Origin of the sequence: Xanthomonas euroxanthea (assembly GCF_903989455.1) — a bacterium.
Lineage (GTDB): Bacteria > Pseudomonadota > Gammaproteobacteria > Xanthomonadales > Xanthomonadaceae > Xanthomonas > Xanthomonas euroxanthea.
Genome location: NZ_LR861803.1, coordinates 4,197,591 through 4,221,662 on the forward strand (window position 1 = coordinate 4,197,591; position 24,072 = coordinate 4,221,662).

25 protein-coding genes are annotated in these 24,072 nt (G+C 67.0%); 11 read left to right on the plus strand and 14 right to left on the minus strand.

The features are described from left to right. Positions 1-9: 9 nt before the first annotated feature. Both H7A86_RS17445 and H7A86_RS17450 read right to left on the minus strand, forming a co-directional pair. A complete protein-coding gene (locus tag H7A86_RS17445) occupies positions 10-300 on the minus strand; it encodes a hypothetical protein (RefSeq protein WP_104583224.1) in 291 nt (96 codons plus the stop codon). Further along, on the minus strand, positions 287-733 hold the full coding sequence (locus tag H7A86_RS17450) for a hypothetical protein (RefSeq protein WP_164739102.1): 447 nt from the start codon (positions 731-733) through the stop codon (positions 287-289). The genes H7A86_RS17445 and H7A86_RS17450 overlap by 14 nt, the downstream gene beginning before the upstream one ends. A gap of 249 nt (positions 734-982) precedes the next feature. Between H7A86_RS17450 and H7A86_RS17455 the strand changes: the two genes are divergently transcribed. Then, positions 983-1,558: a DUF3016 domain-containing protein gene (locus tag H7A86_RS17455; RefSeq protein ID WP_104649341.1), complete on the plus strand. Its 576-nt coding sequence runs from the start codon at positions 983-985 to the stop codon at positions 1,556-1,558. A 149-nt stretch (positions 1,559-1,707) separates the two neighbouring features. On the opposite strand, the gene alr is transcribed toward H7A86_RS17455, so the two are convergent. Then, on the minus strand, positions 1,708-2,808 hold the full coding sequence (gene alr, locus H7A86_RS17460) for an alanine racemase (RefSeq protein ID WP_119131750.1): 1,101 nt from the start codon (positions 2,806-2,808) through the stop codon (positions 1,708-1,710). Further along, a complete protein-coding gene (locus H7A86_RS17465; protein WP_119131749.1) occupies positions 2,808-4,097 on the minus strand; it encodes a D-amino acid dehydrogenase in 1,290 nt (429 codons plus the stop codon). Before H7A86_RS17465 ends, alr begins: the two co-directional genes overlap by 1 nt. Before the next feature lie 148 nt (positions 4,098-4,245). Between H7A86_RS17465 and H7A86_RS17470 the strand changes: the two genes are divergently transcribed. Then, a complete protein-coding gene (locus H7A86_RS17470; RefSeq protein ID WP_024940284.1) occupies positions 4,246-4,725 on the plus strand; it encodes an Lrp/AsnC ligand binding domain-containing protein in 480 nt (159 codons plus the stop codon). A gap of 39 nt (positions 4,726-4,764) precedes the next feature. Here H7A86_RS17470 and H7A86_RS17475 read toward each other — a convergent pair whose 3' ends face one another. Continuing rightward, complete coding sequence (locus tag H7A86_RS17475; RefSeq protein ID WP_104649338.1) at positions 4,765-5,196, minus strand: hypothetical protein; 432 nt, start codon at positions 5,194-5,196, stop codon at positions 4,765-4,767. Between the two features lie 418 nt (positions 5,197-5,614). Here H7A86_RS17475 and msrB point away from each other — a divergent pair, with 418 nt between their 5' ends. From msrB to H7A86_RS17500, 5 genes are all read left to right on the plus strand, one after another. Beyond that, on the plus strand, positions 5,615-6,079 hold the full coding sequence (msrB, locus tag H7A86_RS17480) for a peptide-methionine (R)-S-oxide reductase MsrB (RefSeq protein WP_104649337.1): 465 nt from the start codon (positions 5,615-5,617) through the stop codon (positions 6,077-6,079). Positions 6,080-6,492: 413 nt separating this feature from the next. Then, positions 6,493-7,347, plus strand: a complete 855-nt coding sequence (motA, locus tag H7A86_RS17485; protein ID WP_104583217.1) for a flagellar motor stator protein MotA — start codon at positions 6,493-6,495, stop codon at positions 7,345-7,347. A gap of 10 nt (positions 7,348-7,357) precedes the next feature. Then, positions 7,358-8,551 (plus strand): flagellar motor protein MotB, encoded by a 1,194-nt coding sequence (gene motB / locus H7A86_RS17490; protein ID WP_119131747.1) that lies wholly within the window; start codon positions 7,358-7,360, stop codon positions 8,549-8,551. A 379-nt stretch (positions 8,552-8,930) separates the two neighbouring features. After that, positions 8,931-9,497, plus strand: coding sequence for a hypothetical protein (locus tag H7A86_RS17495; RefSeq protein ID WP_115677848.1), 567 nt, complete (start codon positions 8,931-8,933; stop codon positions 9,495-9,497). Between the two features lie 10 nt (positions 9,498-9,507). Beyond that, positions 9,508-9,792 carry a DUF4031 domain-containing protein gene (locus tag H7A86_RS17500; RefSeq protein ID WP_104583214.1) on the plus strand — a complete coding sequence of 95 codons (285 nt, stop codon included), beginning with the start codon at positions 9,508-9,510 and terminating at the stop codon, positions 9,790-9,792. A 680-nt stretch (positions 9,793-10,472) separates the two neighbouring features. Here the strand turns inward: H7A86_RS17500 and H7A86_RS17505 are convergent. Then, positions 10,473-11,024, minus strand: coding sequence for a DUF6630 family protein (locus tag H7A86_RS17505; protein ID WP_104583213.1), 552 nt, complete (start codon positions 11,022-11,024; stop codon positions 10,473-10,475). A 166-nt stretch (positions 11,025-11,190) separates the two neighbouring features. On the opposite strand from H7A86_RS17505, the gene H7A86_RS17510 reads away from it, so the two are divergent. Continuing rightward, positions 11,191-11,457, plus strand: coding sequence for a DUF3297 family protein (locus H7A86_RS17510; RefSeq protein WP_119131745.1), 267 nt, complete (start codon positions 11,191-11,193; stop codon positions 11,455-11,457). Between the two features lie 527 nt (positions 11,458-11,984). Here H7A86_RS17510 and H7A86_RS17515 read toward each other — a convergent pair. From H7A86_RS17515 to H7A86_RS17530, 4 genes are all read right to left on the minus strand, one after another. Next, on the minus strand, positions 11,985-12,746 hold the full coding sequence (locus H7A86_RS17515; protein WP_119131744.1) for an ABC transporter permease: 762 nt from the start codon (positions 12,744-12,746) through the stop codon (positions 11,985-11,987). Further along, positions 12,743-13,687 (minus strand): ABC transporter ATP-binding protein, encoded by a 945-nt coding sequence (locus H7A86_RS17520; RefSeq protein ID WP_119131743.1) that lies wholly within the window; start codon positions 13,685-13,687, stop codon positions 12,743-12,745. Before H7A86_RS17520 ends, H7A86_RS17515 begins: the two co-directional genes overlap by 4 nt. A 433-nt stretch (positions 13,688-14,120) precedes the next feature. Then, the gene (locus tag H7A86_RS17525) at positions 14,121-15,758 is read right to left on the minus strand and encodes a Na+/H+ antiporter (protein ID WP_104583208.1); all 1,638 of its coding nucleotides are present in this window, start codon (positions 15,756-15,758) and stop codon (positions 14,121-14,123) included. A gap of 386 nt (positions 15,759-16,144) precedes the next feature. Continuing rightward, positions 16,145-16,507 carry a hypothetical protein gene (locus tag H7A86_RS17530; RefSeq protein WP_180707929.1) on the minus strand — a complete coding sequence of 121 codons (363 nt, stop codon included), beginning with the start codon at positions 16,505-16,507 and terminating at the stop codon, positions 16,145-16,147. 282 nt (positions 16,508-16,789) lie between these two features. Between H7A86_RS17530 and H7A86_RS17535 the strand changes: the two genes are divergently transcribed. Further along, positions 16,790-17,347, plus strand: a complete 558-nt coding sequence (locus tag H7A86_RS17535) for a fasciclin domain-containing protein (protein WP_164739931.1) — start codon at positions 16,790-16,792, stop codon at positions 17,345-17,347. 473 nt (positions 17,348-17,820) lie between these two features. Here H7A86_RS17535 and H7A86_RS17540 read toward each other — a convergent pair whose 3' ends face one another. The 4 genes from H7A86_RS17540 to H7A86_RS17555 all read right to left on the minus strand — a co-directional run bounded on the left by H7A86_RS17540 (position 17,821) and on the right by H7A86_RS17555 (position 22,341). After that, on the minus strand, positions 17,821-19,248 hold the full coding sequence (locus tag H7A86_RS17540; RefSeq protein WP_119131742.1) for a UdgX family uracil-DNA binding protein: 1,428 nt from the start codon (positions 19,246-19,248) through the stop codon (positions 17,821-17,823). 192 nt (positions 19,249-19,440) lie between these two features. Beyond that, on the minus strand, positions 19,441-20,685 hold the full coding sequence (locus H7A86_RS17545; protein WP_104650190.1) for a putative DNA modification/repair radical SAM protein: 1,245 nt from the start codon (positions 20,683-20,685) through the stop codon (positions 19,441-19,443). Between the two features lie 416 nt (positions 20,686-21,101). Continuing rightward, positions 21,102-21,899 carry a dioxygenase family protein gene (locus tag H7A86_RS17550; protein WP_119131741.1) on the minus strand — a complete coding sequence of 266 codons (798 nt, stop codon included), beginning with the start codon at positions 21,897-21,899 and terminating at the stop codon, positions 21,102-21,104. A gap of 25 nt (positions 21,900-21,924) precedes the next feature. After that, on the minus strand, positions 21,925-22,341 hold the full coding sequence (locus tag H7A86_RS17555; RefSeq protein ID WP_119128269.1) for a DoxX family protein: 417 nt from the start codon (positions 22,339-22,341) through the stop codon (positions 21,925-21,927). 105 nt (positions 22,342-22,446) lie between these two features. Here H7A86_RS17555 and H7A86_RS17560 point away from each other — a divergent pair, with 105 nt between their 5' ends. Both H7A86_RS17560 and H7A86_RS17565 read left to right on the plus strand, forming a co-directional pair. Further along, on the plus strand, positions 22,447-23,343 hold the full coding sequence (locus H7A86_RS17560; protein ID WP_119131740.1) for a LysR family transcriptional regulator: 897 nt from the start codon (positions 22,447-22,449) through the stop codon (positions 23,341-23,343). Positions 23,344-23,434: 91 nt separating this feature from the next. Beyond that, positions 23,435-24,004 carry a flavodoxin family protein gene (locus H7A86_RS17565; protein ID WP_104583203.1) on the plus strand — a complete coding sequence of 190 codons (570 nt, stop codon included), beginning with the start codon at positions 23,435-23,437 and terminating at the stop codon, positions 24,002-24,004. Positions 24,005-24,072 lie beyond the last annotated feature (68 nt).

Genomic DNA, 24,072 nt, shown 5'->3' on the forward strand with positions numbered 1-24,072 from the left:
CCCCGGCGATCACCACAACAGCGCCGCGCACAGCGCGATGCATGCCGCCAGCACCACGATCCCGGCGATCATGCCGCGGAACACCCACTCACCTTCGCGGCGCAATTGCTCGTCCATCCAGCGCTGCGCTTCTTCGCGCCAGGCGGTGGAGCGCGCGTACTCTGCGTCGAGCAACAGCAGCCTCACCCGCGACAGGCCGAGCTTGGCGCATTCGCTGCGGCAGCGCTCGCTGAAACCATCTTCGCCGGTGGCGACCTGTGCGCCCAGCGGCAGCTGCAGTTCGAGTTCATGCCTGGACATAACGGGGACGCTCCTGATCAAGCTCGTGTTCCAGCGCCATCCGCGCCAGTTGGGTGTAGTTGGCACGCGGACCCTGGCCCCGGCCGGTGAGCATTCCCTGGTAATCCAGGTCCTGCCACACCCGCCCGGTCCACTCCACGCAATCCTCGGCAATCACCAGCATCAGCGAGTAGCGATACTCCAGCCCGTTGGCGGCGGTGTAGGCGTAGACCGGCGGAAACTGCACCGCCACATCGCCCTGGCGCGCCAATGCGGCCAGGTGCTCGCGCAAGGCCTCGCGCGGCGAGGCCCCCGGTGCCAGGCGCAGCGTGCGCGTTGCCAGATCCAGGTCCACCTCGCTTTGCAGGGCGACGAAGGCGGCCGCCCCAGTGGCGGGGTTGTGGCCGTGCTGCTTCGCCCAGTCGATGAACTGCAGGCGCACGTCCGACGGCATGTGTGCCGGCGCCGAAGAGGCTGATTTTGTGCGGAAAGAGTGGGTGTCCATGCTGGCGATCTTCCCGGCTGCGCCGTGAAGCGCAGGCGCAGGCGCAGTGAACCCGCCGTCATGGTGCCGACGCCGCGGATTAACCGCGTGGCAATGGCCTGCCAGGCCTTGCGCGGCAAGCGTTGCCGGCAAGCAGACGCGCCCCCACACTGCAGAAACGCCCGGTACTTCCACGTACCTTCCGCTTGGAGACTTTCCATGAAACGTTCCAGCCTTTGCGGCGCCAGCCTGTTGCTGGCAGGACTGCTCGCGGCAACCGGCGCGCAGGCACGTGTACGTAACGTCACCGATCCACAGGCGCCGCGCGCGGTGAGCGGCGACGGCAAGGTCGATGTCCGCTGGACCGATCCGGCACAGTTTTCCGAAGTGCGCTTCAGCGGCAACCGCTGGGAAGCACAGCGTGGCGACTGGGTCACCCAGCTGGCGAGCTATTTCCAGCAGAGCGCCGCGCGCAAACTCCCCGACGGCCAGCGTCTGAGCGTGACCATCACCGACATCCGCCGCGCCGGCCAGTACGAACCCTGGCGCGGGCCGCGCATGCAGGACGTGCGCATCGTCAAGGACATCTACCCGCCGCGCCTGAGCTTCAACTACACGCTGACCGGCGCCGATGGCCAGGTGATCGACCAGGGCGAACGCAAGCTGGTGGATTCGGCGTTTCTGATGAGCGGGCCGCGCCTGACCGACAGCGACCCGCTGCGCTTCGAGAAGGCGATGATCGACGACTGGGTGCGCAAGCAGTTCCGCGGCGATCGAAGCACCGCCGGGCTGTGAGCCACGCTAAAGCCCCTCTCCCGACTGAAAAAGGGTTGGGGTGAGGGTATGGGGCGAAGCCCACGTTTCGTTCCAAGTGCCTGTGGCTTCGCACGTCTCCTCATCCTTCCCTTCGGGGCAGCTTCTCCCGATGGGAGAAGGGACACACCTCACCGCGTGATGCCCTCGCCCACTGCAGCCTCGCCCACATACACCCGCGGCACGCGCTTGAGTCCGCACAGCAGCTGATACGCGCTGACATTGCACTGCGTTGCCAGCGGACTGACGCGCGGCGCGTCTCCCCAGAGCTGCACGCTGGCACCGATGTCGGCCTGCGGATGCTCGGTGAGATCCACGGTCAGCATGTCCATCGACACGCGGCCGATCAGCGGGCAGACCTGTCCATCCACCAGCACCGGCGTGCCGTTGGGGGCAAACTGCGGATAGCCGTCGGCATAGCCCATCGCCACCACGCCGACGCGGGTCGGCCTTTCGGCGACGAAACGGGCGCCGTAGCCCACCGGCTCGCCGGCCGGCAGCTCGCGCACCGAGATGATGCGCGAGCGCAGCGTCATCACCGGACGCAGCTGCGCGGTGATGTCGGTGTCCTGCGGGAACGGGTTTGCGCCGTACAGCATCAGCCCCGGACGCGACCAGTCGTTGCGCAGCGCCGGCCAGCCAAGCAGGCCGGGCGAATTGCGCAGGCTGGTTTCCGCAGGCATGCCGCCGGCGGTCAGCGCGAACACCACCGCCTGTTCGTCGGTGCGGCTGCACTCCAGCTCGTCGGCGCGCGCCAGATGGGTCATCAGCACCAGCGAGGCGATCTGCGGCAGCCCGCGCAGACGCAGCCACGCCGCACGGAAATCTTCCGGCGACAGGCCCAGCCGGTGCATGCCGCTGTCCAGCTTCAGCCACACCCGCAACGGACGCGGGCTCTGGAACTCGGCCAGCGCGCGCACCTGCTGCGGCGTGGCCACCACCGTCCACAGATCGTGCTCGGCAATCAGGCGCAGTTCGTCGTGTTCGAAGAACCCTTCCAGCAACAGGATCGGCGCGCGGATGCCGGCCTGGCGCAGCTCCAGCGCTTCTTCGATGCAGGCCACCGCAAAGCCGTCGGCCTCGCCGTCCAGCGCCTGCGCGCAGCGCACTGCGCCGTGGCCGTAGGCATCGGCCTTGAGCACCGCCAGGGCCTTGCTGTTGCCCAGGCGCCTGGCCAGGCGGTAGTTGTGACGCAATGCGTCCAGGTCGATCAACGCTTGCGCAGGACGCACTACGCGGCCTCCTGCTGCGCGCGTGCGCTGCGTGGCGACAGGTAACGGAAGATGTCCAGGCCTTCGCTATCGATGTCGGGCGTGCGGCCCTGCATCAGGTCGGCCAGATAGCGGCCAGATCCACAGGCCATGGTCCAGCCCAGGGTGCCGTGGCCGGTATTGAGGAACAGGTTGGCATATGGCGTGGCGCCGACCACCGGCGTGCCGTCCGGCGTGGCCGGGCGCAGGCCGGTCCAGAACTCGGCCTGGGCCAGATCGCCGGCGCCGGGAAACAGGTCGTTGACCACCATCTCCAGCGTGGCGCGGCGGCGCGGATTCAGCGACAGGTCGAAGCCGGCCACCTCGGCCATGCCGCCGACGCGGATACGGTCGTCGAAACGGGTCAGCGCGATCTTGTAGCTCTCGTCCAGCACCGTGGAGGTCGGCGCGCGCTGTGCGTCCACGATCGGAATGGTCAGCGAGTAGCCCTTGAGCGGATACACCGGCAGATGCAGGCCGAGCGAGAGCAGCAGGTCGGCCGAATAGCTGCCCAACGCCAGCACGTAGCGGTCGGCGGTTTCGATGCGGCCATCGATCTGCACGCCGGTGACGCGCCCGCCTGCGTGCTGCAGATGCTCGATCTGCTGCCCGTAGCGGAACTCCACCCCGGCCTGCGTGGCCAGTTCGGCCAGGCGCTGGGTGAACAGCCGGCAGTCGCCGGTCTGGTCTTCGGGCAGGCGCAAGGCACCGGCCATCTGCGCGCCACCGCCGGCCAGGCCCGGTTCGAACTGCGCGATCTGCGCCGGGGTCAGCAGCTCGTAGGGCACGCCGTACTGGGCCAGCACCTCGATGTCCTGCGCAGCGGCATCCAGTTGCTGCTGGGTGCGGAACAGCTGGGTGGTGCCGAGCTGGCGACCCTCGAACTCGATGCCGGTGCTGCCACGCAATGCGTTCAGGCAATCACGGCTGTAGTCGGACATGCGCACCATGCGCGCCTTGTTCACCGCATAGCGCTCGGCGGTGCAGTTGCGCAGCATCTGGCTGAGCCAGGCAAGTTGTCGCAGGTCGCGGGTGGGCCGGATCGACAACGGTGCATGCTGCTCGAACAGCCACTTCATCGCCTTGCCGGGCACGCCGGGCGCAGCCCATGGCGAGGTGTAGCCGAACGACAGCTGGCCGGCGTTGGCATAGCTGGTCTCCAACGCCGCCGCCGGCTGGCGGTCGACCACGGTGACCTGGCAACCGGCCTGCGCCAGATACCAGGCCGTGGTGGTGCCGATGACGCCGCTACCGAGAATGAGCACCCGCATGTCGTTCTCCTGGAAAGGGTATTCCCCCACAACCAGGCGCCGAGGGGGATAGTTAGACGCAGTATATTGCGAGCAAGGCAGTGCCATTTCTGGAATCAGCGCACCTTGGCAGTGAATCCTCCTGTCAAAACTTGTGGAAGCAGACCCGATGACGACCCGCACCCGCGAGCTGGACAAGATCGACCGCAAGATCCTGCGCATCCTGCAGCAGGAGGGGCGGATTTCCTTTACCGAACTGGGCGAGCGGGTGGGTCTGTCGACCACCCCCTGCACCGAGCGCGTACGCCGGCTGGAGCGCGATGGCGCCATCACCGGTTACTACGCGCGGCTGGACCCGCACTATCTCAAGGCCAGCCTGCTGGTGTTCGTCGAGATCAGCCTGGCCTACAAGTCCGGCGACATCTTCGAGGAGTTCCGCCGCGCCGCGCTCAAGCTGCCCAACGTGCTGGAATGCCATCTGGTGTCGGGCGATTTCGACTACCTGCTCAAGGCGCGCATCAGCGAGATGGCGTCGTATCGCAAGCTGCTCGGCAGTACCTTGCTGACCATGCCGCATGTGCGCGAATCCAAGAGCTACATCGTGATGGAGGAGGTCAAGGAGACCCTGGCGTTGCCGATCGAGGGCTGATGGCTGGGATTCGGGATTCGGGATTCGCGACAGCGTGGGTCAGCGCACCACGCGCATGCCGTCGCCGGCCGGAACCGCGTCGTAGTAGCGCCCGGTCTTGGTATCCAGCACCCGGTTGGCGCCAGCCGGCTGCATGCCCTGCAGCAAGCGGCCATTGCGGTCGTAGACCATCGGCGCGCTGGCCGGCGCAACCTGGCTGCCGGCCGGTGCCACCGGCGTCTGTGCCGGGCCACGGGTCGGAATGGTGGGCGCGGACGGGCGCTGGCCGAGCTGCGAGGGCACCGGAGCCGTGCCCGGCGCAGGCTGCACGGCGCGCGGTGCGGTCAGCGTGGGCTGGGCGGGCGTGGGGCTGGTGATCGGCTGCAGGGTATTGGACGCGCGTGTGCTGGTGGCCGATTGCGCCGTTGCCGCGCCTGCGGCAAGCAACAGACCACACAGCAGCAGGCCGCGCATCGAAGAAGGAATCGCCATGACGGACACCGTGCTTGATCGAGGAGTACCGTCTGGATGGGGGCGCCGATGTACTGCGGCAATGCGGGAGATTGGCTGCGGGATGAACGCGTTCGTGAGGTGATCGCGGCGCGAAAACATCCTTCTCTCAGCGGGAGAAGGTGGCGCGCAGCGCCGGATGAGGGTGCGTGCAACGCCTGGCAATCAGTACTGGGCCATGGCCTCGCCGCCGCACCCTCAGCCCAACCCCCGCTCCGCGCCCCGGCCTGCGCCAGCGGCGCAGGCGCACCAAGGCACGCGCGCCAGTGGCGCGCAAGCTGCGCCGTGGCGCCCCGGCGGGAGAGGGGCTTGGTCACCCGCACGCTTGAACCATGCCGACAACGCCCACATCACGGGTGCAGGCGCGGCACCCCTGCCAGCGCGCGCATGCGAGAGCCCCATGAGCCAGTTCGATCTGACCCCTCCCTCCCCCGCCCAGCGCGACGCCCTGATCGCCGGGCTCAGCGACGAGGAACAGCGCGTGCTGCTGCACCATGGCACCGAAGCGCCGTTCTGCGGGGTGTTCCTGGATAACAAGCTCGACGGCGTCTACACCTGCCGCCTGTGCGGCTTGCCGTTGTTCCGCTCCAGCGCCAAGTTCGAATCCGGCACCGGCTGGCCGAGTTTCTTCGCGCCCTACGACGCCGCCCATGTGCGCGAGATCCGCGACATCAGCTACGGCATGATCCGCACCGAGATCGTCTGCGCGCGCTGCGACAGCCACCTGGGCCACGTCTTCCCCGACGGCCCGCCGCCGACCGGCGAACGCCACTGCCTGAACTCGGTCTCGCTGGGGTTTACCGAAAACGGCCAGGCCCTGCCCAACCCCTTGCAGCGCGAAGGTGCCGAGGCGCAACCGGCCTGAGCCGACGCGTGTCGTCCGGCACGCAGGGATTCCGTGCCGGACGCCGTGGCGCACACCTGCGCCCCGCATGCACACACCGGCAGGCGCTGCCGCATCGCCAACGCATGCGGTACGCGACGAGGCGTTGATCCATTCCGGCCACCCGGTGCGACTCACTTGAGCCGGGTTGCGTCAGGACACGTGTTGCAGAGAGTGCTTGGCATGGGCGGTTGCACCGCGAAACCCCGTGATCCCAGGCTGAAGCGGCCCGCAGGCTACCTGGCGCGTGCAGCGCTGTTGCCGCCAATCTGCTGCGTGACGATCCGCCGCGCCAGTTGATCGTTCAGCTACACCGCACACCTTCACGCCGTGCGCTTCAAGAATCCGCCGCGCAAGCCGAAACAACAGCAACCCTGTTTGCTTCTGGCTGCGCCATGCTCATCATCATCGGCTTCATCGTCGTCATCGTCAGTGTCCTGGGCGGCTATGTGCTGTCGCATGGCAAGCTGGGCGCGCTCTGGCAGCCGTACGAGCTGATGATCATCGGTGGCGCGGCGTTCGGCGCGTTTCTGGTCAGCACGCCCGGCAAGATCGTCAAGGAAACCTTCAGCAGCATCATGGGCGTGTTCAAGGGCCCGCAGTACAAGTCCGACGACTACAAGGACACGCTGAGCCTGATCTACGAACTGCTCAACAAGGCGCGCCGCGACGGCTTCATGGCGCTGGAAGACCACGTCGAAAAACCGCAGGACAGCACCATCTTCGGCAACTACCCCAAGGTGGTTGCCGACCATCACCTGCTGGACTTCATCACCGACTGCCTGCGCCTGATGATCGGCAGCAACATCGAGCCGCACGAGCTGGAGCCGCTACTCGAGCTGGAGCTGGAAAAACATCACCACGAGGCGCTGGCGCCCTCGCATGCGTTGAGCAAGGTGTCCGACGGCCTGCCCGGCTTCGGCATCGTGGCGGCCGTGCTCGGCATCGTGATCACCATGGGCTCGATCGGCGGGCCGATCGAGGAGATCGGCCACCACGTCGGCGCCGCCCTGGTCGGCACCTTCCTGGGCATCCTGCTGGCCTATGGCTTCGTCGCGCCGCTGGCCGCGGCGATGGAAGCGCGCGCCGAGCAGGACGGGCGCATGTACGAGGCGGTCAAGACCGCGCTGCTGGCCTGCCTGCGCGGCTACAACCCGAAGATTGCGCTGGAATTCGCGCGCAAGACACTGCCCTCCAACGTGCGTCCGAGCTTTGCGGATTTCGAAACGCACCTGAAGACGATCAAGTAGGGCCGCGGTCATGGCCGAGGGCAAATCCACCGTCGTCATCCGACGGGTCAAGAAGGTGCAGGGCGGCGGCCATCACGGCGGCGCCTGGAAAGTGGCGTTTGCCGACTTCGTGACCGCGATGATGGCGTTCTTCCTGGTGCTGTGGCTGATGGCCGCCACCACCAAGGAACAGCGCGCGGCGATCTCGGAATACTTCCGCAATCCCAGCCCGCTGTCGGGCAAGTCGCCGGCGCCCTCGCCGGGCATGAACGGCCCCGGCGGCGCCAGCACCTCGATGATCAAGCTCGGCGGCACCGCCGACATGGCCAAGGGGCAGAAGGACGAAATGGGCCGCAAGCGCGACAACGCCGCCGACACCAACCAGGACAGCCGCGCCAAGGACAAGAAGCGCCTGGAAGCGCTGATGCAGGACCTGAAGGAAGCCATCGACAAGAGCCAGGCGCTGGAGCCGTTCAAGGACCAGCTGCTGCTCGACCTCACCCCGGACGGCCTGCGCATCCAGATCGTGGACAAGCAGAACCGGCCGATGTTCGACATGGGCCGCGACCAGCTCAAGCCATACACCGTGGCGATCCTGCGCGAGCTGTCCAGCTTCATCAACCAGGTGCCCAACCACATCAGCATCACCGGCCACACCGACACCACCGCCTACAGCAGCGATGCCGGCTACACCAACTGGGAACTCAGCGCCGACCGCGCCAACGCCGCGCGCCGCGCGCTGGTGGGCGGCGGCATGGACGATGCCAAGGTGACGCGCGTGGTGGGGCTGTCCTCGTCGGTGCTGTTCGACAAGACCAACCCGCAGAACCCGATCAACCGCCGCATCAGCATCGTGGTGATGACCCAGGATGCCGAACAGGCCGCGCTGGCCGGCGCCGGCCAGGGCATTGCGCTGGGCAAGCCCACCCACGATGCCGACACCCATGTGCCGGACCTGAGTGCCGCGGCGACTGCGGCCACCACGGCGGTGGGGACACCGGCCGCGCTGCCTGCGGCAGGGCCCACCGCGGCGGCGGGCGGACCTGCAGCTGCTGAGAGCGCCAAACCGCCCGCGGCAACCACCACGGTCGGCAGCACCGCAACGGCCGCGCCGCGCGTCTCCACGCGCACCCAGCTGGCCTCGGCCACGGCCCTGGCCAAGGCTGCCGAAGCTGCCGTGGCGGCGCCGCGCACTGCCGTCGGCGAAGCGCCCCAGCGGCGCTGACGGCGGCTGAGGGCATCTGGCCTGGGATTGCCTGGCGATTGCCTGGCGGCGGCTAGCGGTTGCTGGCGGCTGTACGGCTGGAGGCGGCAGGTTGTCGTGCAGACCTGACTGAGGTGCATGCCGAATTCCAGCATCCTGCGGCCGGCCGCTCCGGCTGCATTCCGGTCCCGACCAGCAGCGGCGCGCTCGTGCTCGGGCACAGGCGTGGTGCCGGCCGCTGCAGCCTGCCCGAAATACCGGCGTCGGCGCCTTCGACACGCTGGAGGGCCATAGGAGCGTGGACTGGCGCGGCGGGCGTTCACCGGCCCGATGGCGGTACCCGAACCGGGCTGCGCACAAGCGCCTAGAATGGTCGGCCATTCCCAGCGTCGAGAACACCGTGTCCCGCAATTCCAAGGCCAAGCGCGACAAGCGCAAGAAGTCCCAACCCAAGCGCCCGATCGTCCGTCTGGGCCAGGCGCCGCAGATCGCCAACCATGCCGTGCTGCAGGATGCCGACGGCCGCGTGGTCGCGGCGATCGGCTTGCAGAACGACAGCGAATGGCTGCTGTCGATCGGCGGCCAGACCATGGGCAGCGCCGACAATCCGGTGCCGATGCTGGCCATGCTCAAGCACCTGGCCAATCTGCAGGAGAAGGAAGGCAAGACCATCTCGCTGGAATATTCAACCCAGCTGCAGCAGATGATCGACGACCTGGCCGCCGAAGACGGCAAGACCGCCGAGGAATACCTGACCACGCTGGTGTCCGAGTTCGAGAACAGCGACGCCGAGGGCGACGACGGCGAAGCCGAAGACGCAGATGCCGAGGCAAGCGATGCCCAGGCAGATGCTGACGCCGACGCCAGCGACGCAGACGCCGCTGCCGAAACCGCAGGCGACGCGCCGCAGGACGATGCCGACGACGCAAGCGACGGCAGCAAGAAAAAGAAGACCAAGAAGGCCTGAGGGCCTGCCGGTGGCCGTCTACGTCGACGATGCGGTGCATCTGTGGCGCGAGCAGCGCTGGGCGCACCTGCTCGGCGATACGCTGGACGAGCTGCATGCAATGGCGGCGCGGCTGGGCATTCCCCGCCGCGCCTTCCAGAACAAACTCAGCGGCGCGCACTACGACGTGCCCGCACCGCTACGCACCGAAGCCATCGCGCTCGGTGCCATCGCCATCTCCCGTCACACCGATCGCGTCTTGCTCAAGGCCTTGATCGCCAATGCACGTGCGCAGGCACGGGGCGAGGCGCCTTGAGGCGGGGATTGGGGATTGGGGATTGGGATTGGGGGATTCGGGGCTGGGGGGATTCGGGGCTGGGGATTGGGGATTCGCAACGGCGGTCGCGCGCAGGCACGCTCCTACGGGGCAATCGCTGGGCCGTGTAAGCCTCCTGGTAAAGAGGCCTGCAACGTCACGACGGCGGCATCCCCCTCTGCACCATGACGCCACGCCGTTGTAGGAGCGCGCCTAAGCGCGAGGGGCTGTCCCGGTAACGCCTGTCGCGCGCAGGCACGCTCCTACGTGGCAATCGCTGGGCCGTGTAAGCCTCCTGGTAAGGAGGCCTGCAACGTCACGACGGCGGTATCCCCCTCTGCACCATAACGCCACGCCGTTGTAGGAGCGCGCCTGAGCGCGAGGGGCTGTCCCGGTAACGCCTGTCGCGCGCAGGCACGCTCCTACGTGGCCATCGCTGGGCCGTGTAAGCCTCCTGGTAAGGAGGCCTGCAACGTCACGACGGCGGCATCCCCCTCTGCACCATGACGCCACGCCGTTGTAGGAGCGCGCCCGAGCGCGAGGGGCGGTCCCGGTAACGCCTGTCGCGCGCAGGCACGCTCCTACGTGGCAATCACCTGGCCGCGGACAATGCCTGCCAGACCCACGCACCCGGAGACCGCTCTCGCGACTCCCCAATCCCGACTCCCCACTCCCGGCCCTCAGAACGCCTCGTTCCCCAGCCGCACCTCGACCCCCAGCAGCGAGGTCAGCGCCAGCATGGCGTCGTCGTCGCGGCTGAGGGCGATCCAGCCGGCATAGGCGTCGCCACCGGTGTTCCAGTTCCACAGCGAGTAGCCGTGCTCGCGCAGACGATCGTAGGCCACCGCCATCAGGTCCGGCACACTCAGATCGCTGGCAAACTCCTCGTCATCCAGGTCGCCGCCCCAGTCGATGCGCAGGTTCCAGCGCGCGCTGAGTTCGTCGATGGCGGCAATGAACGCGTCGGTGTCCTTCCAGTCCACGAAGAAACCCGAGCGCCAGTCGATCGCATCCTTCAAGGCCCACAACCAGGCATCGTCGCCCTCGTCGTCGTCCAGGTCGGCCTGCGCCTCGCGCCAGGTATCGAACTGACCCAATGCGGTGTCTTCGTCGCCGGGATTGATCAGCACCAGCAGATTCCACACCCGCGCCGGGTGGTCGTCGACATCGTCTTCGTCGCCCTCGGGCTGCAGGCCTTCGTCGTCTTCGTAGTCGGCGCTGTTATCGGGCATGGCGGTCTGGGTTCTCAGGAGAGCAGGCGTGAAGTGTGGAGGCCTGGCGACGCGCACGCAAACCGCCCGGCGCATGCGCACGCAGTGCCGGGGCTGATCTTCGCAGCGCGGGCCCGTATCCTGTGCGGCCGAAGACGGCCATCCCGGCCGCCATGACGCCTTTCCCATGAGCGATACCCCTCCCGATCATCTGGCCATCGATGCACGCAGCCCGTTCCACGATGCCGACGCCCTCAACCGTGGCATCGGCGTGCGCTTCAACGGTGTCGAACGCGACAACGTGGAGGAGTATTCGATCAGCGAAGGCTGGATCAAGGTGCAGGTCGGCAAGGCCCGCGACCGTCGCGGCAACCCGATGACGATGAAGATCAAGGGCGAGGTGGTGGCCTACTTCCTGGACACCAAGGGCGACGCCAAGGCTGCTGCCGAGTAAGCGCGGCTGACCAGACTACTTCACGCTGTTCCATTGCAGAGCTGCCGGGCGGCAAGTTTGCTGCGGGGCCCTTGCCCGCCCACCCTCGCAGGACACGCTGCAAGGACGTTCGTGTAGCAGCGATGACTGGCGCATTCGCAGCTGATCTGCGACTTGGCTGCAGGGTCCTTGCCCGCCCGCCATCGCGGTATATGTCGCAAGTACGTCCATGCAGGCTCTTACGCGGCATCCATGCCGCGTAAGAGCCCGCAACGGTGGGCGGGCAAGGACCAGTCGCGATGGTCGGTGTTCATGGCTTTCAAACAACCAGCAGACTTTCTGGTGCGGTGTCCTCACCGGTTGCGGGACCGTGTGGCGGCATGGATGCCGCCACCGAGCCTACATGGATGGGTTTACGGCGTATCCCGCGAGCGGCGAGGGCACCGCGCACTCGACCCTCCGCGTTTGATCTGGACTTCCGACGCGTTTGACCTGGACGTCCGACGGCATCCACCAGGATGCGGCCGACAACCCACTGCATCCACCCCTCAGGCCTTGAGCCGGTAACCGCTGCGGAAGATTGCCGCCACCACGCCCAGGCACACCAGCAGGAACAGGAAGGTCATGCCGGTGCTCACTGCGATGTGCACGTCGGCCTTGCCGTAGAAACTCCAGCGGAACCCGCTGATCAGGTACACCACCGGATTGAACAAGGTGACCTTCTGCCACAGCGGCGGCAGCATGTTGATCGAGTAGAAACTGCCGCCCAGAAAGGTCAGCGGCGTCACCACCATCAGCGGGATCACCTGCAGTTTCTCGAAGCCGTCGGCCCAGATGCCGATGATGAAACCGAACAGGCTGAAGGTCAGTGCGGTGAGCACCAGAAAGCCCAGCATCCACACCGGGTGCGCGATCTCGTACGGCACGAACAGCCGCGCGGTGAGCAGGATCAGCAAGCCGAGCAACACCGACTTGGTCGCCGCCGCGCCCACATAGCCGATCACGATCTCCCACCAGGCCACCGGCGCTGACAGCACCTCGTAGATGGTGCCGGCCCAGCGCGGCATGTAGATGCCGAACGAGGCATTGGAGATGCTCTCGTTGAGCAGCGACAGCATCACCAGCCCGGGGATGATGAAGGCGCCGTAGCTGATGCCGTCGATGTCGCCCATGCGCGAGCCGATCGCCGCGCCGAACACCACGAAATACAGCGAGGTCGACAACACCGGCGAGGCGATCGACTGGGTCAGCGTGCGGAAGGCGCGCGCCATTTCGAAGCGGTAGATCGCCGCGATCGCATGCCAGTTCATGCGTGCACCTCCACGTTGCGGGCGCCATGCACCAGGTTGACGAAGATCTCCTCCAGCGAGCTCTCGCTGGAATGCAGATCCTTGAAGTCGATGCCCTGCTCGTTGAGCCGGCGCAGCAATGCTCCGATGCCGGTCTGCTCGGCCTGGGTGTCGAAGGTGTAAACCAAGCTGTTGCCGTCGGCCGCCAGTTCCAGCGGCAGATCGCTCAGCGCGGCCGGGATGGCCTGCAGCGGCGCCTGCAGGCTCAGCGTGAGCTGCTTCTTGCCGAGCTTGCGCATCAGCGTGTGCTTGTCTTCCACCAGCACCAGCTCGCCGCGGTTGATCACCCCGACCCGGTCGGCCATGTCTTCGGCTTCCTCGATGTAATGGGTGGTCAGGATCACCGTGGTGCCCTGCTCGCGCAGCCGCCGCACCATCTGCCACATGTCGTGACGCAACTCCACGTCCACGCCGGCGGTAGGCTCGTCCAGGAACAGGATGCGCGGCTCGTGCGCCAGCGCCTTGGCAATCAAGACGCGCCGCTTCATGCCGCCGGACAGCGTGGAGATCTTGTTGTGGCGCTTGTCCCACAGCGAAAGTTCGCGCAGCACCGTTTCCAGATACGCCGCATTGGCCGGCTTGCCGAACAGGCCGCGGCTGAAGCGCACGGTGGCCCACACGGTTTCGAACGCGTCGGTGGCCAGCTCCTGCGGCACCAGGCCGATGCTGGCACGCGCGGCGCGGTAGTCGCGCACGATGTCGTGGCCGTCGGCCAGCACGGTGCCGGTGCTGGGGTTGATCAGCCCGCAGATGATGCTGATCAGCGTGGTCTTGCCGGCGCCGTTGGGGCCGAGCAGCGCGAAGATCTCGCCGCGCTGGATGTCCAGATCCACCTGCTTGAGCGCCTGGAAACCGCCGGCGTAGGTCTTGCTCAATCCCTGGATGGAAACGATGGGAGTCATGGGCTGTGCATGGCAACGATAAGCGCCACAGGTTAGGCCGCGTGCCGTGACGATGGGAGGGGGTCTGGTGGGATGGTGTCTCCCGACCCGTGGTTTGCCTGGTGCCTGGTGCCCGCTGCACACGGATAAGACCGGCAGGGTGCGCATTGCGTCGGCTCAAGGGCTGCGATGCTTGCATCCTTGTGGCGCGCGCGGTGTCGTAGGAGCGCACCTGGGCGCGACGGGGCTGTCCAGAGAACGCCTCTCGCGCCCGGGTGCGCTCCTAGCGCAGCCGTAGTCATCGTCCTGGCCGCTGCGATTTCCGATTCCCGAGCCGGCACGCCTGGACGTGTGTCGGGACAGCCCGGTCGCGCCCTGGTGCGCTCCTACGATGGCCGTGGCCATTGCCCTGGCTTTTGCGATTCCCGATTCCCGAATCCCGATTCCCGCGCGCTCAAGCGCGCTTGCGCGACTCGATCAGATCCAGGTTGCGCACCAGCCGGCGCGACAAGTCATCGGAAATCTCGCGGCGCCTGGCCAGCTTGAACAACTCGTTGCGCTCGGCCACCAGCGCGGCATGGCGGAACTGGCGCAGCGCCTGTTCGTAGGCACCGGCCTCTTCCGGATCGGTCTCGGCCATGTCCACCGCGCCGAGCTTGCGTTGATAGCGCTGGCTGACCTGGTTGGCGGCGGCGTTGTAGCGCTCGGCATGCCGGCTGTCCTCCACCAGGCGCTGGCGCAGTTTTTCCACCGCTTCCAGCGCGGCCTGCGAGGCGGCCTTCACCGCCAGGTCTTCCTTGAGCTGTTCGTCTTCCTCTTCGGGCAGCTCCAGCCCGCGCAGCAGCCGCGGCAAGGCCACGCTGGCCACCAGCAACGACACCAGGATCACCGAGGCGGCCAGGAAGATCGCCAGCTGGCGCGCAGGAAACGGCGAGCCATCTTCCAGCATCAATGGCAGCGTGAGCACGCCGGCCAGGGTGATCGCACCGCGCACGCCGGCCAGCGAGACCGCCACCACGATGCGCCACGGCGGGCTGACATGCTGCTCGCCGCGCCACTGCGCCTTGAAGATGTTCCAGCGCAGCGACAGGAATACCCATACGAAGCGCAGCGCCATCAGGCTGGCGCTGATGGTGGCCACGTACACCGCCAGCCACCACGGATTGAGGTGCCCGGCTTCCTGCACGCTGCGCACCGCCCCGTCCAGGATGCCCGGCAACTGCTCGCCCAGCAGCACGAAGATGATGCCGTTGAAGGTGAACTGCACCGTGTCCCACACCGCCGAGCGCTGCAGCCGCATGTTGCCCGGCGCGTTGCCGGCCATTTCCACGTAGCTCATGGTGACCCCGGCCGCCACTGCGGCCAGGATGCCGGAGGCATGGAAGGCCTCGGCCAGCAGATAGGCCGCGAACGGGGTCAGCAGATTGACCAGGATCGCCGAACCCGGCTCCTCGCCGAAGTGGCGCCAGATCCAGGCCTGGATGCGGCTCAGGCCGAAGGTGGTGGCCACGCCCAGCGCCAGCCCGGCCAAGGCCACCCACAGGAAGGTCAGCGAGGCGGTGGCGATCGAGAAGCTGCCGGTCAGCACCGCGGCCACGGCAAACTGGAAGCACACCAGCCCGGAGGCATCGTTGAGCAGCGACTCGCCTTCCAGGATGTGCATCAGCCGCTTGGGGATCGGCACCTTGGAGGCGATCGAGGACACCGCCACCGGATCGGTCGGCGAGATGATCGCCGCCAGCGCGAAGGCCACCGCCAGCGGCATCGCCGGGATCAGCCAATGGATCAGCAGGCCCGCGCCGACCACGGTGAACACCACCAGCCCCAACGCCAGCTCGAGGATGGCGGCCTTGTCGCGGAACAGGCCTTGTTTGGGAATGCGCCAGCCATCCAGAAACAGCAGCGGCGGCAGGAACAGCAGGAAGAACAGCTCCGGTTCCAGCTCATGCCCGGCATCGAACACACCCGAGACCACCGCGCCAAGCGCAATCTGGACCAACGGCAGGGGCAAGGAGAACGGCAGGATGCGGATCAGATAACCGCTGGCCGCGACCGCCAGCAACATGGCGAGGACGACATCGATCGAATGCATGGAAAACCCGGAAGAAAAAACAGTGCGCGTGCGGCATCGCAGAGTGCAACGCACCACCACGTGCCAACGGAAACATACCGGTTTGCACCCGGCGATGAAACCTCTGTGCCCCCTGACTGGCGCGCCACAGGCTGCGGCAGAGCTGCCATGCGCCCGTGTCGATGCCACGCGGTTGCCCATCCGTATGGCGCTGGCGCCGTTGGATACGCCAGCGGATGGACGCCGGCCCGATGGTGCGGCAGTGCCCTGCCCAGGCCCACGGCCTGACCCGATGGTCGGCCGCTGCAACGCCAGCAACGGCAACACTGCCGGCCACGCACACCGCCTGCGAAAAGCGCAGTTGCTGCGTTAGCCGCCTTGCAGGCAGCTCACCGGCGACAACGCGATCAGGCGTGGCGAACGTGCTCCTTCGCATGCAGCGTCGATTGCCGCGTGGTCTCGACCGCGACGATGGAGGTTGCTTCCTGCAGTATCAGCCTGGAAGCGAGGTGACTCCCCATCACCTCGACCACCCTGGGCTTCTGCCTGAAGGCATACGGCCACTGCGCGCCGACCATCTGCTGGCCCACCGTCCTGCCGCTGGCATCTTCCACGAGCGTGAAGTGCACCGGGTGATTGCCTGCGCCGCCATTGTCGGCATCGTCGGCATCGACCACCTCGATGTGGGCCCGCGAAAACGCGTGCCGTCGATTTTCCGCGTCATGCATCCACGAGCTTTGTGCGTGAGTCGAATTTTCCGCTTCATGCATCTAAGACCTTGTGCGTGATTCGGTGCGCCATGTCGCCCGCGAATGCGGATGCCGGACAGCGACTTTCAACAGCATGATCTGCATCCGCCACCGACAAGGATGGCCGCCGTTGGCGCGAGGCTACATGGCGCAAGTGCGACGTCGCGCGCAGGAGCGTGCCCTGAACGTTGTATCGCGCACCCCAGTGTAAAGACGGCGTGATGCATCCGCGCTGCATCCACCCGCGTATCTGAGCACACGATTGCCAACCGGGCAGTCGCCTACCCAAAGGATCGATGCCTCATGAAGACCTCATTCCAGTCGCTTGCCGTCGCCACTGCCATCGCCCTGACCAGCGCAATGGCACCCGCCTACGCCGCATCGAACCCGACCGTGGGCGGCGCGCCGATGCTGGTGACCAAGGACATTGTCGACAACGCCGTCAACTCCAAGGACCACACCACCCTGGTCGCCGCGGTCAAGGCCGCCGGCCTGGTCGACACGCTGAAAGGCCCGGGCCCGTTCACCGTCTTTGCCCCGACCAATGCCGCATTCGCCGCACTGCCGGCCGGCACGGTGGACACCCTGCTCAAGCCCGAATCCAAGCCCACGCTGACCAAGGTGCTGACCTACCACGTGGTACCGGGCAAGGTCGACGCTGCCTCATTGATCGCCAAGATCAAGGCCGGTGGTGGGAGCGCGACGCTGACCACCGTGCAGGGCGAGGCACTGACCGCCAAGCTCAACGGCAAGAAGGTCACCATCACCGATGCCAAGGGCAACACCGCCAACGTCACCATTGCCGATGTCATGCAGAGCAATGGCGTGATCCATGTGGTCGACAAGGTGTTGATGCCGTAACTGGGTCTTGCTGTGAAGCAGGCGGTTGCATGCACATGCCTCCATCGGCGGAACCGAGCCACGTTCCGCCGGTGGATCGACAACGATTTGCGCAAGCCGGCGCTTTAAGCGTGGAGATGAGGCATGACACGCACTCCGGTAAGCGCGGACGGTGCGCTCGACGCCGGGCGGTCCGGCGGTACATGCCGATTTCGAACACTGGCCGCACCTGCCTGACGGCCATGTAGCAGTCCTTACGGGCCGCTCTTGCTTGACGTGTTTGGCTACGCTGGCGTTGCACTACAACGCCAGCGCATCAGCTGCACGTTACAACGTGCAGACAGTGTTCAATTGCGAATCCGCGCGTGCCTGGAAACAGGGTCCAGGCAGCGCCACCACACCGCGAAGCGGCGGTGAGGACCACTGGCTCGCCAGTGGCCCACTTGGTGTCATCATTCTCCGACACCGTGCGCGTGCACTTGCACGCGCATTTTTTATGTCCGCGCCGCGCTCGGTGCATCCAGCAACTGGCGCAGGTCGGCGACAAATCCGCGGTAGCCGTCCTCGCGTGCGGCCTCCGAGCCCTGCCGCAGTACCCATGAGGGATGCACGGTGGTCAGCACCGGCGTGCCGTCGTCCAGCCGCAGCCACTGGCCACGCTGCTGCATCAGGCGGAAGCTGTTTCCCAGCACCGCCTGTGCGGCAGTCGCGCCCAGGCACACGATCTGTGCCGGACGCAGCTGCGCGCGCTCGGCCTGCAACCAGCCACTGCAGGCCTGCACATGCGAGCGTTCCGGGTTGCGATGCAGACGCCGCTTGCCACGTTGCTCGAAACGGAAATGCTTGACCGCATTGGTCACGTAGACCGTGGTGCGATCGAGACCGATCTCGTCCAGTGCCCTATTGAACAAACGCCCGGCCGGCCCGACGAACGGACGCCCGCTCAGATCCTCTTCGTCGCCGGGCTGCTCGCCGATCACCATCACCGACGCGTCGCTCGGCCCCTCGCCGAACACCGTCTGCGTTGCCGGTTGCCATAATGCGCAGCGCCGGCAATCGCGCGCGGCCACGCGCAACTGCGCCAGGCTTTGCGTGGCCACTTCCGGGATCGGCGTTGGCGCTACCGGCACGCGCCGCCGCACCGGCTCGGGCGCACGCTCGGCCATCTCGCGCACGCGCACGCCGGCCTCGCGGATCAGCTCCGGCAGCAAGCGCGCCTCGGGCAGGTTCTTCCAGTATTTCTGCGGCATTTCCTGCCGCATCATGGTCGGGTTGAGCCGCGCCGGATTGAAGATATGCGCGTAATAGGTGCGCCAGAGCGTCTCCTGCGCATCGTCGGCCGGCACCTGGGTGCGCACGGCACCCTCGCCGAACGTCAATGCCTCGCCATCCCAGCGCACGCTGCGATACGGGGTGAGGATCGCCCAGCGCATGCCGGCGAAGCGGCGCGCGAAAAACGGCCCCACCCGGTCCACGATCCAGTGCTCGGGCTCGAACCACGCCACGAAGTCTTCCTCTTCCACCGGCAACCGCCGAAAGCGGACGAACGCCTTCATCTTGTGGGTGTCGCGCTGCACCGCCTTTTGCCACTGCGTCACCCGATGCACATCGACATCGGTGGCCCGCTCCAGCAGCGCGCGCTCTCCGCTCGCCACCCGCCACAACAAGCGGTACAGCACCGCATGGCGCTGCGGGTCGCGATGACACAGCACTGCCCCCGCCATCTGCAGGAACGCGGCCGACACCCGCGGCGGCGCAACCACGGCCGGCAGATCCAGCAGCCCCTGCCCCATCAACAGGCCGCCCTGCGCTCCGCCATTCCACGCGATGGAGTCCGGCTCCACCTGCGCGCACCACCCCGCCCGCGCCAATGCACGCCATGCGTCAAGGCTCCAGCCCGGCGCAACGTCAGCGTTGAACATCACGGTGGTCGGGATTGGGGATTGAGGGATTGGGGATTGGCAACAGCGTCGTGTTCCTGGGTAGGCACTGGCGCTCGTTGGCGCCTTTGCGCTTGATGCCATCCTTATCCGCCCTTCGGGCGCCTCGGCCGGCAACAGGGGAGAAGCCAGCGGAAGCGGCGGTGCGCCGGATGCTGGCGGAGAGCTGCGATCTCAATCGAACAGACTCGCCTGCCTGGGCGCTGGCGCCAGTTGCGCGCGCAAGCGCACCGGATCGTCCAGGCGCTGGCGCGGATGATGGTCCAGCACACTCACGAACGGCAGCAGCTTCTTCATCGGCACCCGCAACCGCGCCAGATCGCCCACCCGCAGGCGCGCATGCCGGCGCGACAACAGCAGCCGGTCCACGTTGCGGGTGCCCAGGCCTGGCACCCGCAGCAGCATCTCGCGCGGCGCCACGTTCAGGTCCACCGGAAAGCGCTCCGGATTGCGCAGCGCCCAGGCCAGCTTCGGATCCACGTCCAGATCGAGCATGCCGCTGGACTGGGTTGGCGCGATTTCCTCCACGCTGAATTCGTAGAAGCGCAGCAGCCAGTCGGCCTGATACAGCCGGTGCTCGCGCTGCAGCGGCGGCGCCTGCAACGGCAGTTTGGACGAGGCATCCGGGATCGGGCTGAAGGCCGAGTAATACACCCGACGCATCCGGTAATTGCCGTAGAGATTGTGGCTGGTGTCCAGGATGCTGCGGTCGTTGGCATCGTCGGCACCGACGATCATCTGCGTGCTCTGCCCGGCCGGCGCAAAGCGCGGCGGCTTGGCACGGCGCACCTTTTCGGCCTTGCGCTCCAGCTGGTTTTCTTCGATGCGCCAACGCAACTCGCCCATGGCCGAACGGATGCCGCCGACGCTTTTTTCCGGCGCCAGCAGCGTCAATCCCTGCTCGGTCGGCAGTTCCACGTTGATGCTCAGGCGGTCGGCATAGCGGCCGGCGGCAGCCAGCAGGTCGGGCGCGGCATCGGGAATGGTCTTGAGGTGGATGTAGCCGGCGAAGTGATGCACCTCGCGCAGCTGCCGCGCCACTTCCACCAGCTGCTCCATCGTGTAGTCGGAGTTGCGGATGATGCCGCTGGACAGGAACAGGCCTTCGATGTAATTGCGCTTGTAGAAGTCCAGCGTCAGCGTGACCACTTCTTCCGGCGTAAAACGCGCGCGGCGCACGTTGCTGGAGACACGGTTGACGCAATATGCGCAATCGAACACGCAGAAGTTGGTGAGCAGGATCTTCAACAGCGACACGCAGCGGCCGTCGGGTGTGTACGAGTGGCAGATTCCCATGCCCTCGGTGCTGCCGACCCCGCCGGTCCCGAGCGAATTGCGCTTGTTCGCGCCACTGGAGGCGCAGGACGCGTCGTATTTGGCCGCATCGGCCAGCACTGCGAGTTTGTCGAGGATTTTCACGCGAGCAGCATGTCGCGCTGCAGTCTCAGCCTGTGAGACTGCAGCACGCTTGATCGTGAATGCTTCAGAGCGCTGCGCTGCCGATGCTTATCGGCGCCATACCTGGTGGCTGCAGTGCCGGCGCTTGTCGGCGCCATGCCTCACGCCGGGGGCCGCGCTTGCCGGCACCCTGCCTATGGCTGCGGGCCGGTTCGCCGTAAGCCCAAGCCTTATCGCTGCGGGCCTTTGCTCGTTGGCGCCACCGCACCGGGCCGGCTTGCAGCGGCAGCAACAGGCCGCATGCCATCGCGTGCCGGCGGTTGGGCGGTGCCCCGTGGCCGCCGGTCCGGCGCGCTGCCTGCACCGTAGATAATGGCCACGGTGCAGGCGTGCCGCGCTCGCCACGGCTCAGGCGACGACCGGGCCCGCACGCGCGATCAGCATGGATCGCCATCGAACCGGTAGATATCCATCGCCAGAAACCCCGCATCGATGCCGGCATCGATGCGCTGTGCGCCGAGCCGGTCCCCGCCGGCCGCGCCCATCGCCACGTACAGCGGCAACAGGTGCTCGTCGGTGGGATGCGCGCGCGCGGCGTACGGCGCCTGCCGGCGATAGTCCAGCAGCGCGGCGATGTCGTCCTGGACCAGCTTGCGCTCGGTCCATTCGATGAAGGGCCGCACATACGGCGCCTCGCGCTCGGCGCTGTAACCGTGGCGGAAGTCGTGCAGGTTATGGGTGATGCTGCCGGAGCCGACCACCAGCACGCCGTCCTCGCGCAGCGGTGCCAGCGCGCGGCCGACCGCAAACTGGTGCGCCGGCCCCAGCTCGGGCTGGATCGACACCGACACCACCGGAATCCCGGCAGCCGGATACAGCAGGCGCAGCGGCACCCACACGCCATGATCGAAGCCGCGCTGCGGGTCCAGGTGCGGATGCAGGCCGGCCTGCTCCAGCCGGCGCACGATCTGCTGCGCCAGCGCCGGCTCGCCGGGTGCGGGATACTCCAGTTCGTACAGCGGTGCCGGAAAACCGCCGAAGTCATGGATGGTCGGCGGCTGCAGCGCGCCACTGACCAGCGGGCGGCGGCCCAGCCAATGCGCGGACGCCACGACGATCGCGCGCGGCTGCGGCAAGGTCTGCGCAAGCTCGGCCAGGCGCTCGCCGACCTGCCCGGGCTGCAAGGCGGTCATCGGCGATCCGTGCGAGATGTACAGGGAAGGCAAACGGGTCATGGCGCACTCCTCGGAAGAACGATCATCAGCCTCGACGCGCCGGCTTCAGCGCCCACGCGCCCTCGCCAAGCAGCGATTGCACGACCAGCAACACTGCCCACAGCGCCGGGTATTCCCAGCCGCCGCCCGGATTGGAGAAGCCAAAGCCGTTGCCGCCATGCACGCTGATGATGGTGCCCAGCAGCAACGGCACCCCCAGCAGCCCCACCCAGCGTGCGTAGATGCCCAGCAGCAGGGACAGGCCCAGGCCGAGCTCCAGCGCGATGGTGAGGTAGGCCAGCGCGCCCGGCAGGCCGAGCGACTGGAAATAGGCCACGGTGCCGGCCGGGGTGAACACCAGTAACTTGATCAGGCCATGCACCAGAAACAGCGCGCCCAGACTGATGCGCAGCAAGGCCGCGCCATAGGCAGCGGTACGCGGGGAAGCGAGGGAGGTGGACATTGGATGGACTCCAGTGAGGACCTGCACAGCCTATTACCTACAAATTTCTGATAAATAGCTTCACTTCGGATAATTTATTGCACTCAAAGCAACAATCGGATACCGATGGATACCCTCGATGCAATGCGCGTGTTTGCAGCGGTGGCCGAACGCAGCGGCTTCAGCGCCGCCGCCGATGCGCTGGACCGTTCCACCGCCAGCGTGACCCGGCAGGTCGCCGCGCTCGAGCAACGGCTGGGCACGCGCCTGCTCAATCGCACCACCCGGCGGGTCAGCCTGACCAGCGCCGGCACCGCGTACTACCAGCGCTGTCTGCAACTGCTGGCCGACCTGGACGATCTGGAGGCCACGGTCGGCGCGCAGGCGCTGGAGCCGGCCGGCGTGCTGCGCGTCAACGCGCCGGTGAGTTACGGCATCGAGCGCCTGGCCGCGCTGCTGCCGGACTTCTGCGCGCGCTACCCGCAGGTGGAACTGGACCTGTCGCTGTCGGACCGGCTGGTCGACATGGTCGAGGAAGGCTTCGATGTGGCCATCCGCATCACCCGCCAGCCGGCGCCGACCTTGATCGCCCGGCGCCTGGGCACGGTCCGCCTGGTGCCCTGCGCGGCGCCGGCCTACCTGGCCCGTGCCGGCACCCCGATGCATCCGTCCGACCTGGCCGGCCACGACTGCCTGCTGTACCACTACTCGCCCAACGGCGACGAGGTGCGCTTCCATGGGCCCGAGGGCGATAGCGAGGTGCGCCTCCACGGCAACCTGCGTGCCAACAACGGGCATGTGCTGAGCGCGGCGGCGGTGGCCGGCCTGGGCATCGCGATGCAGCCGGACTTCCTGGCCGACGAGCACCTGGCCGCCGGCCGGCTGGTGCGCATCCTTCCGCAGTACGCGCTGGGGGAGATCGGCATCTTTGCCGTCTACACCAGCCGCAGCCACCTGGCCCCGAAGGTGCGCAGCTTCATCGATTACCTGGTCGAGCGCATGGGCGATCCCGGGCGCCGATGAGCCCGGCAACAGTACGTCCCGTCGATGATCATTAACCTGACACGGCATGTGTGGTCACAATCGGCTCCCCCCCCCGACCACAGGACTGCGCATGAGCAAGATCGCCATCATCTATTTCAGCGGCTACGGCCACACCACCAAGCTGGCCGAAGCCGTGCATGCCGGCGCCGCCAGTGTCGGCGAGGCCACGCTGTACCGCATCGACCAGGACGGCAACCTGCCCGACGACGCCTGGGAGGCGATTGGCGCCGCCGACGCCATCATCTACGGCAGCCCCACCTACATGGGCGGGCCGGCGTGGCAGTTCAAGAAGTTTGCCGACGCCAGCTCCAAGCCGTGGTTTGCGCAGGCCTGGAAGGACAAGATCGCAGCCGGCTTCACCAACTCGGCCTCGGTGAACGGCGACAAGTACGCCACCATCCAGTATTTCTGGACGCTGTCGCAGCAGCACGGCCAGGTCTGGGTCGGTACCGGTCTGCTGCCGGCCAACACCAAGGCGCACGGTCCGCAGGACATCAACTGGACCGCCGGCTCGGCAGGCGCGCTGGCGATCTCGCCCTCCGATGCCTCGCCGGAAGAAGCGCCACGCAGCGGCGATCTGGAAACCGCCAAGTTGCTCGGCAAGCGCGTGGCCGAGTTCGCCGGCAAGCTCAAGGGCTGACGCGGCAGCTGGTAGCGTCCGCGTCACGACACCCGTGCATGGCAGTGGGCCCTGGTCTGCTGACATGT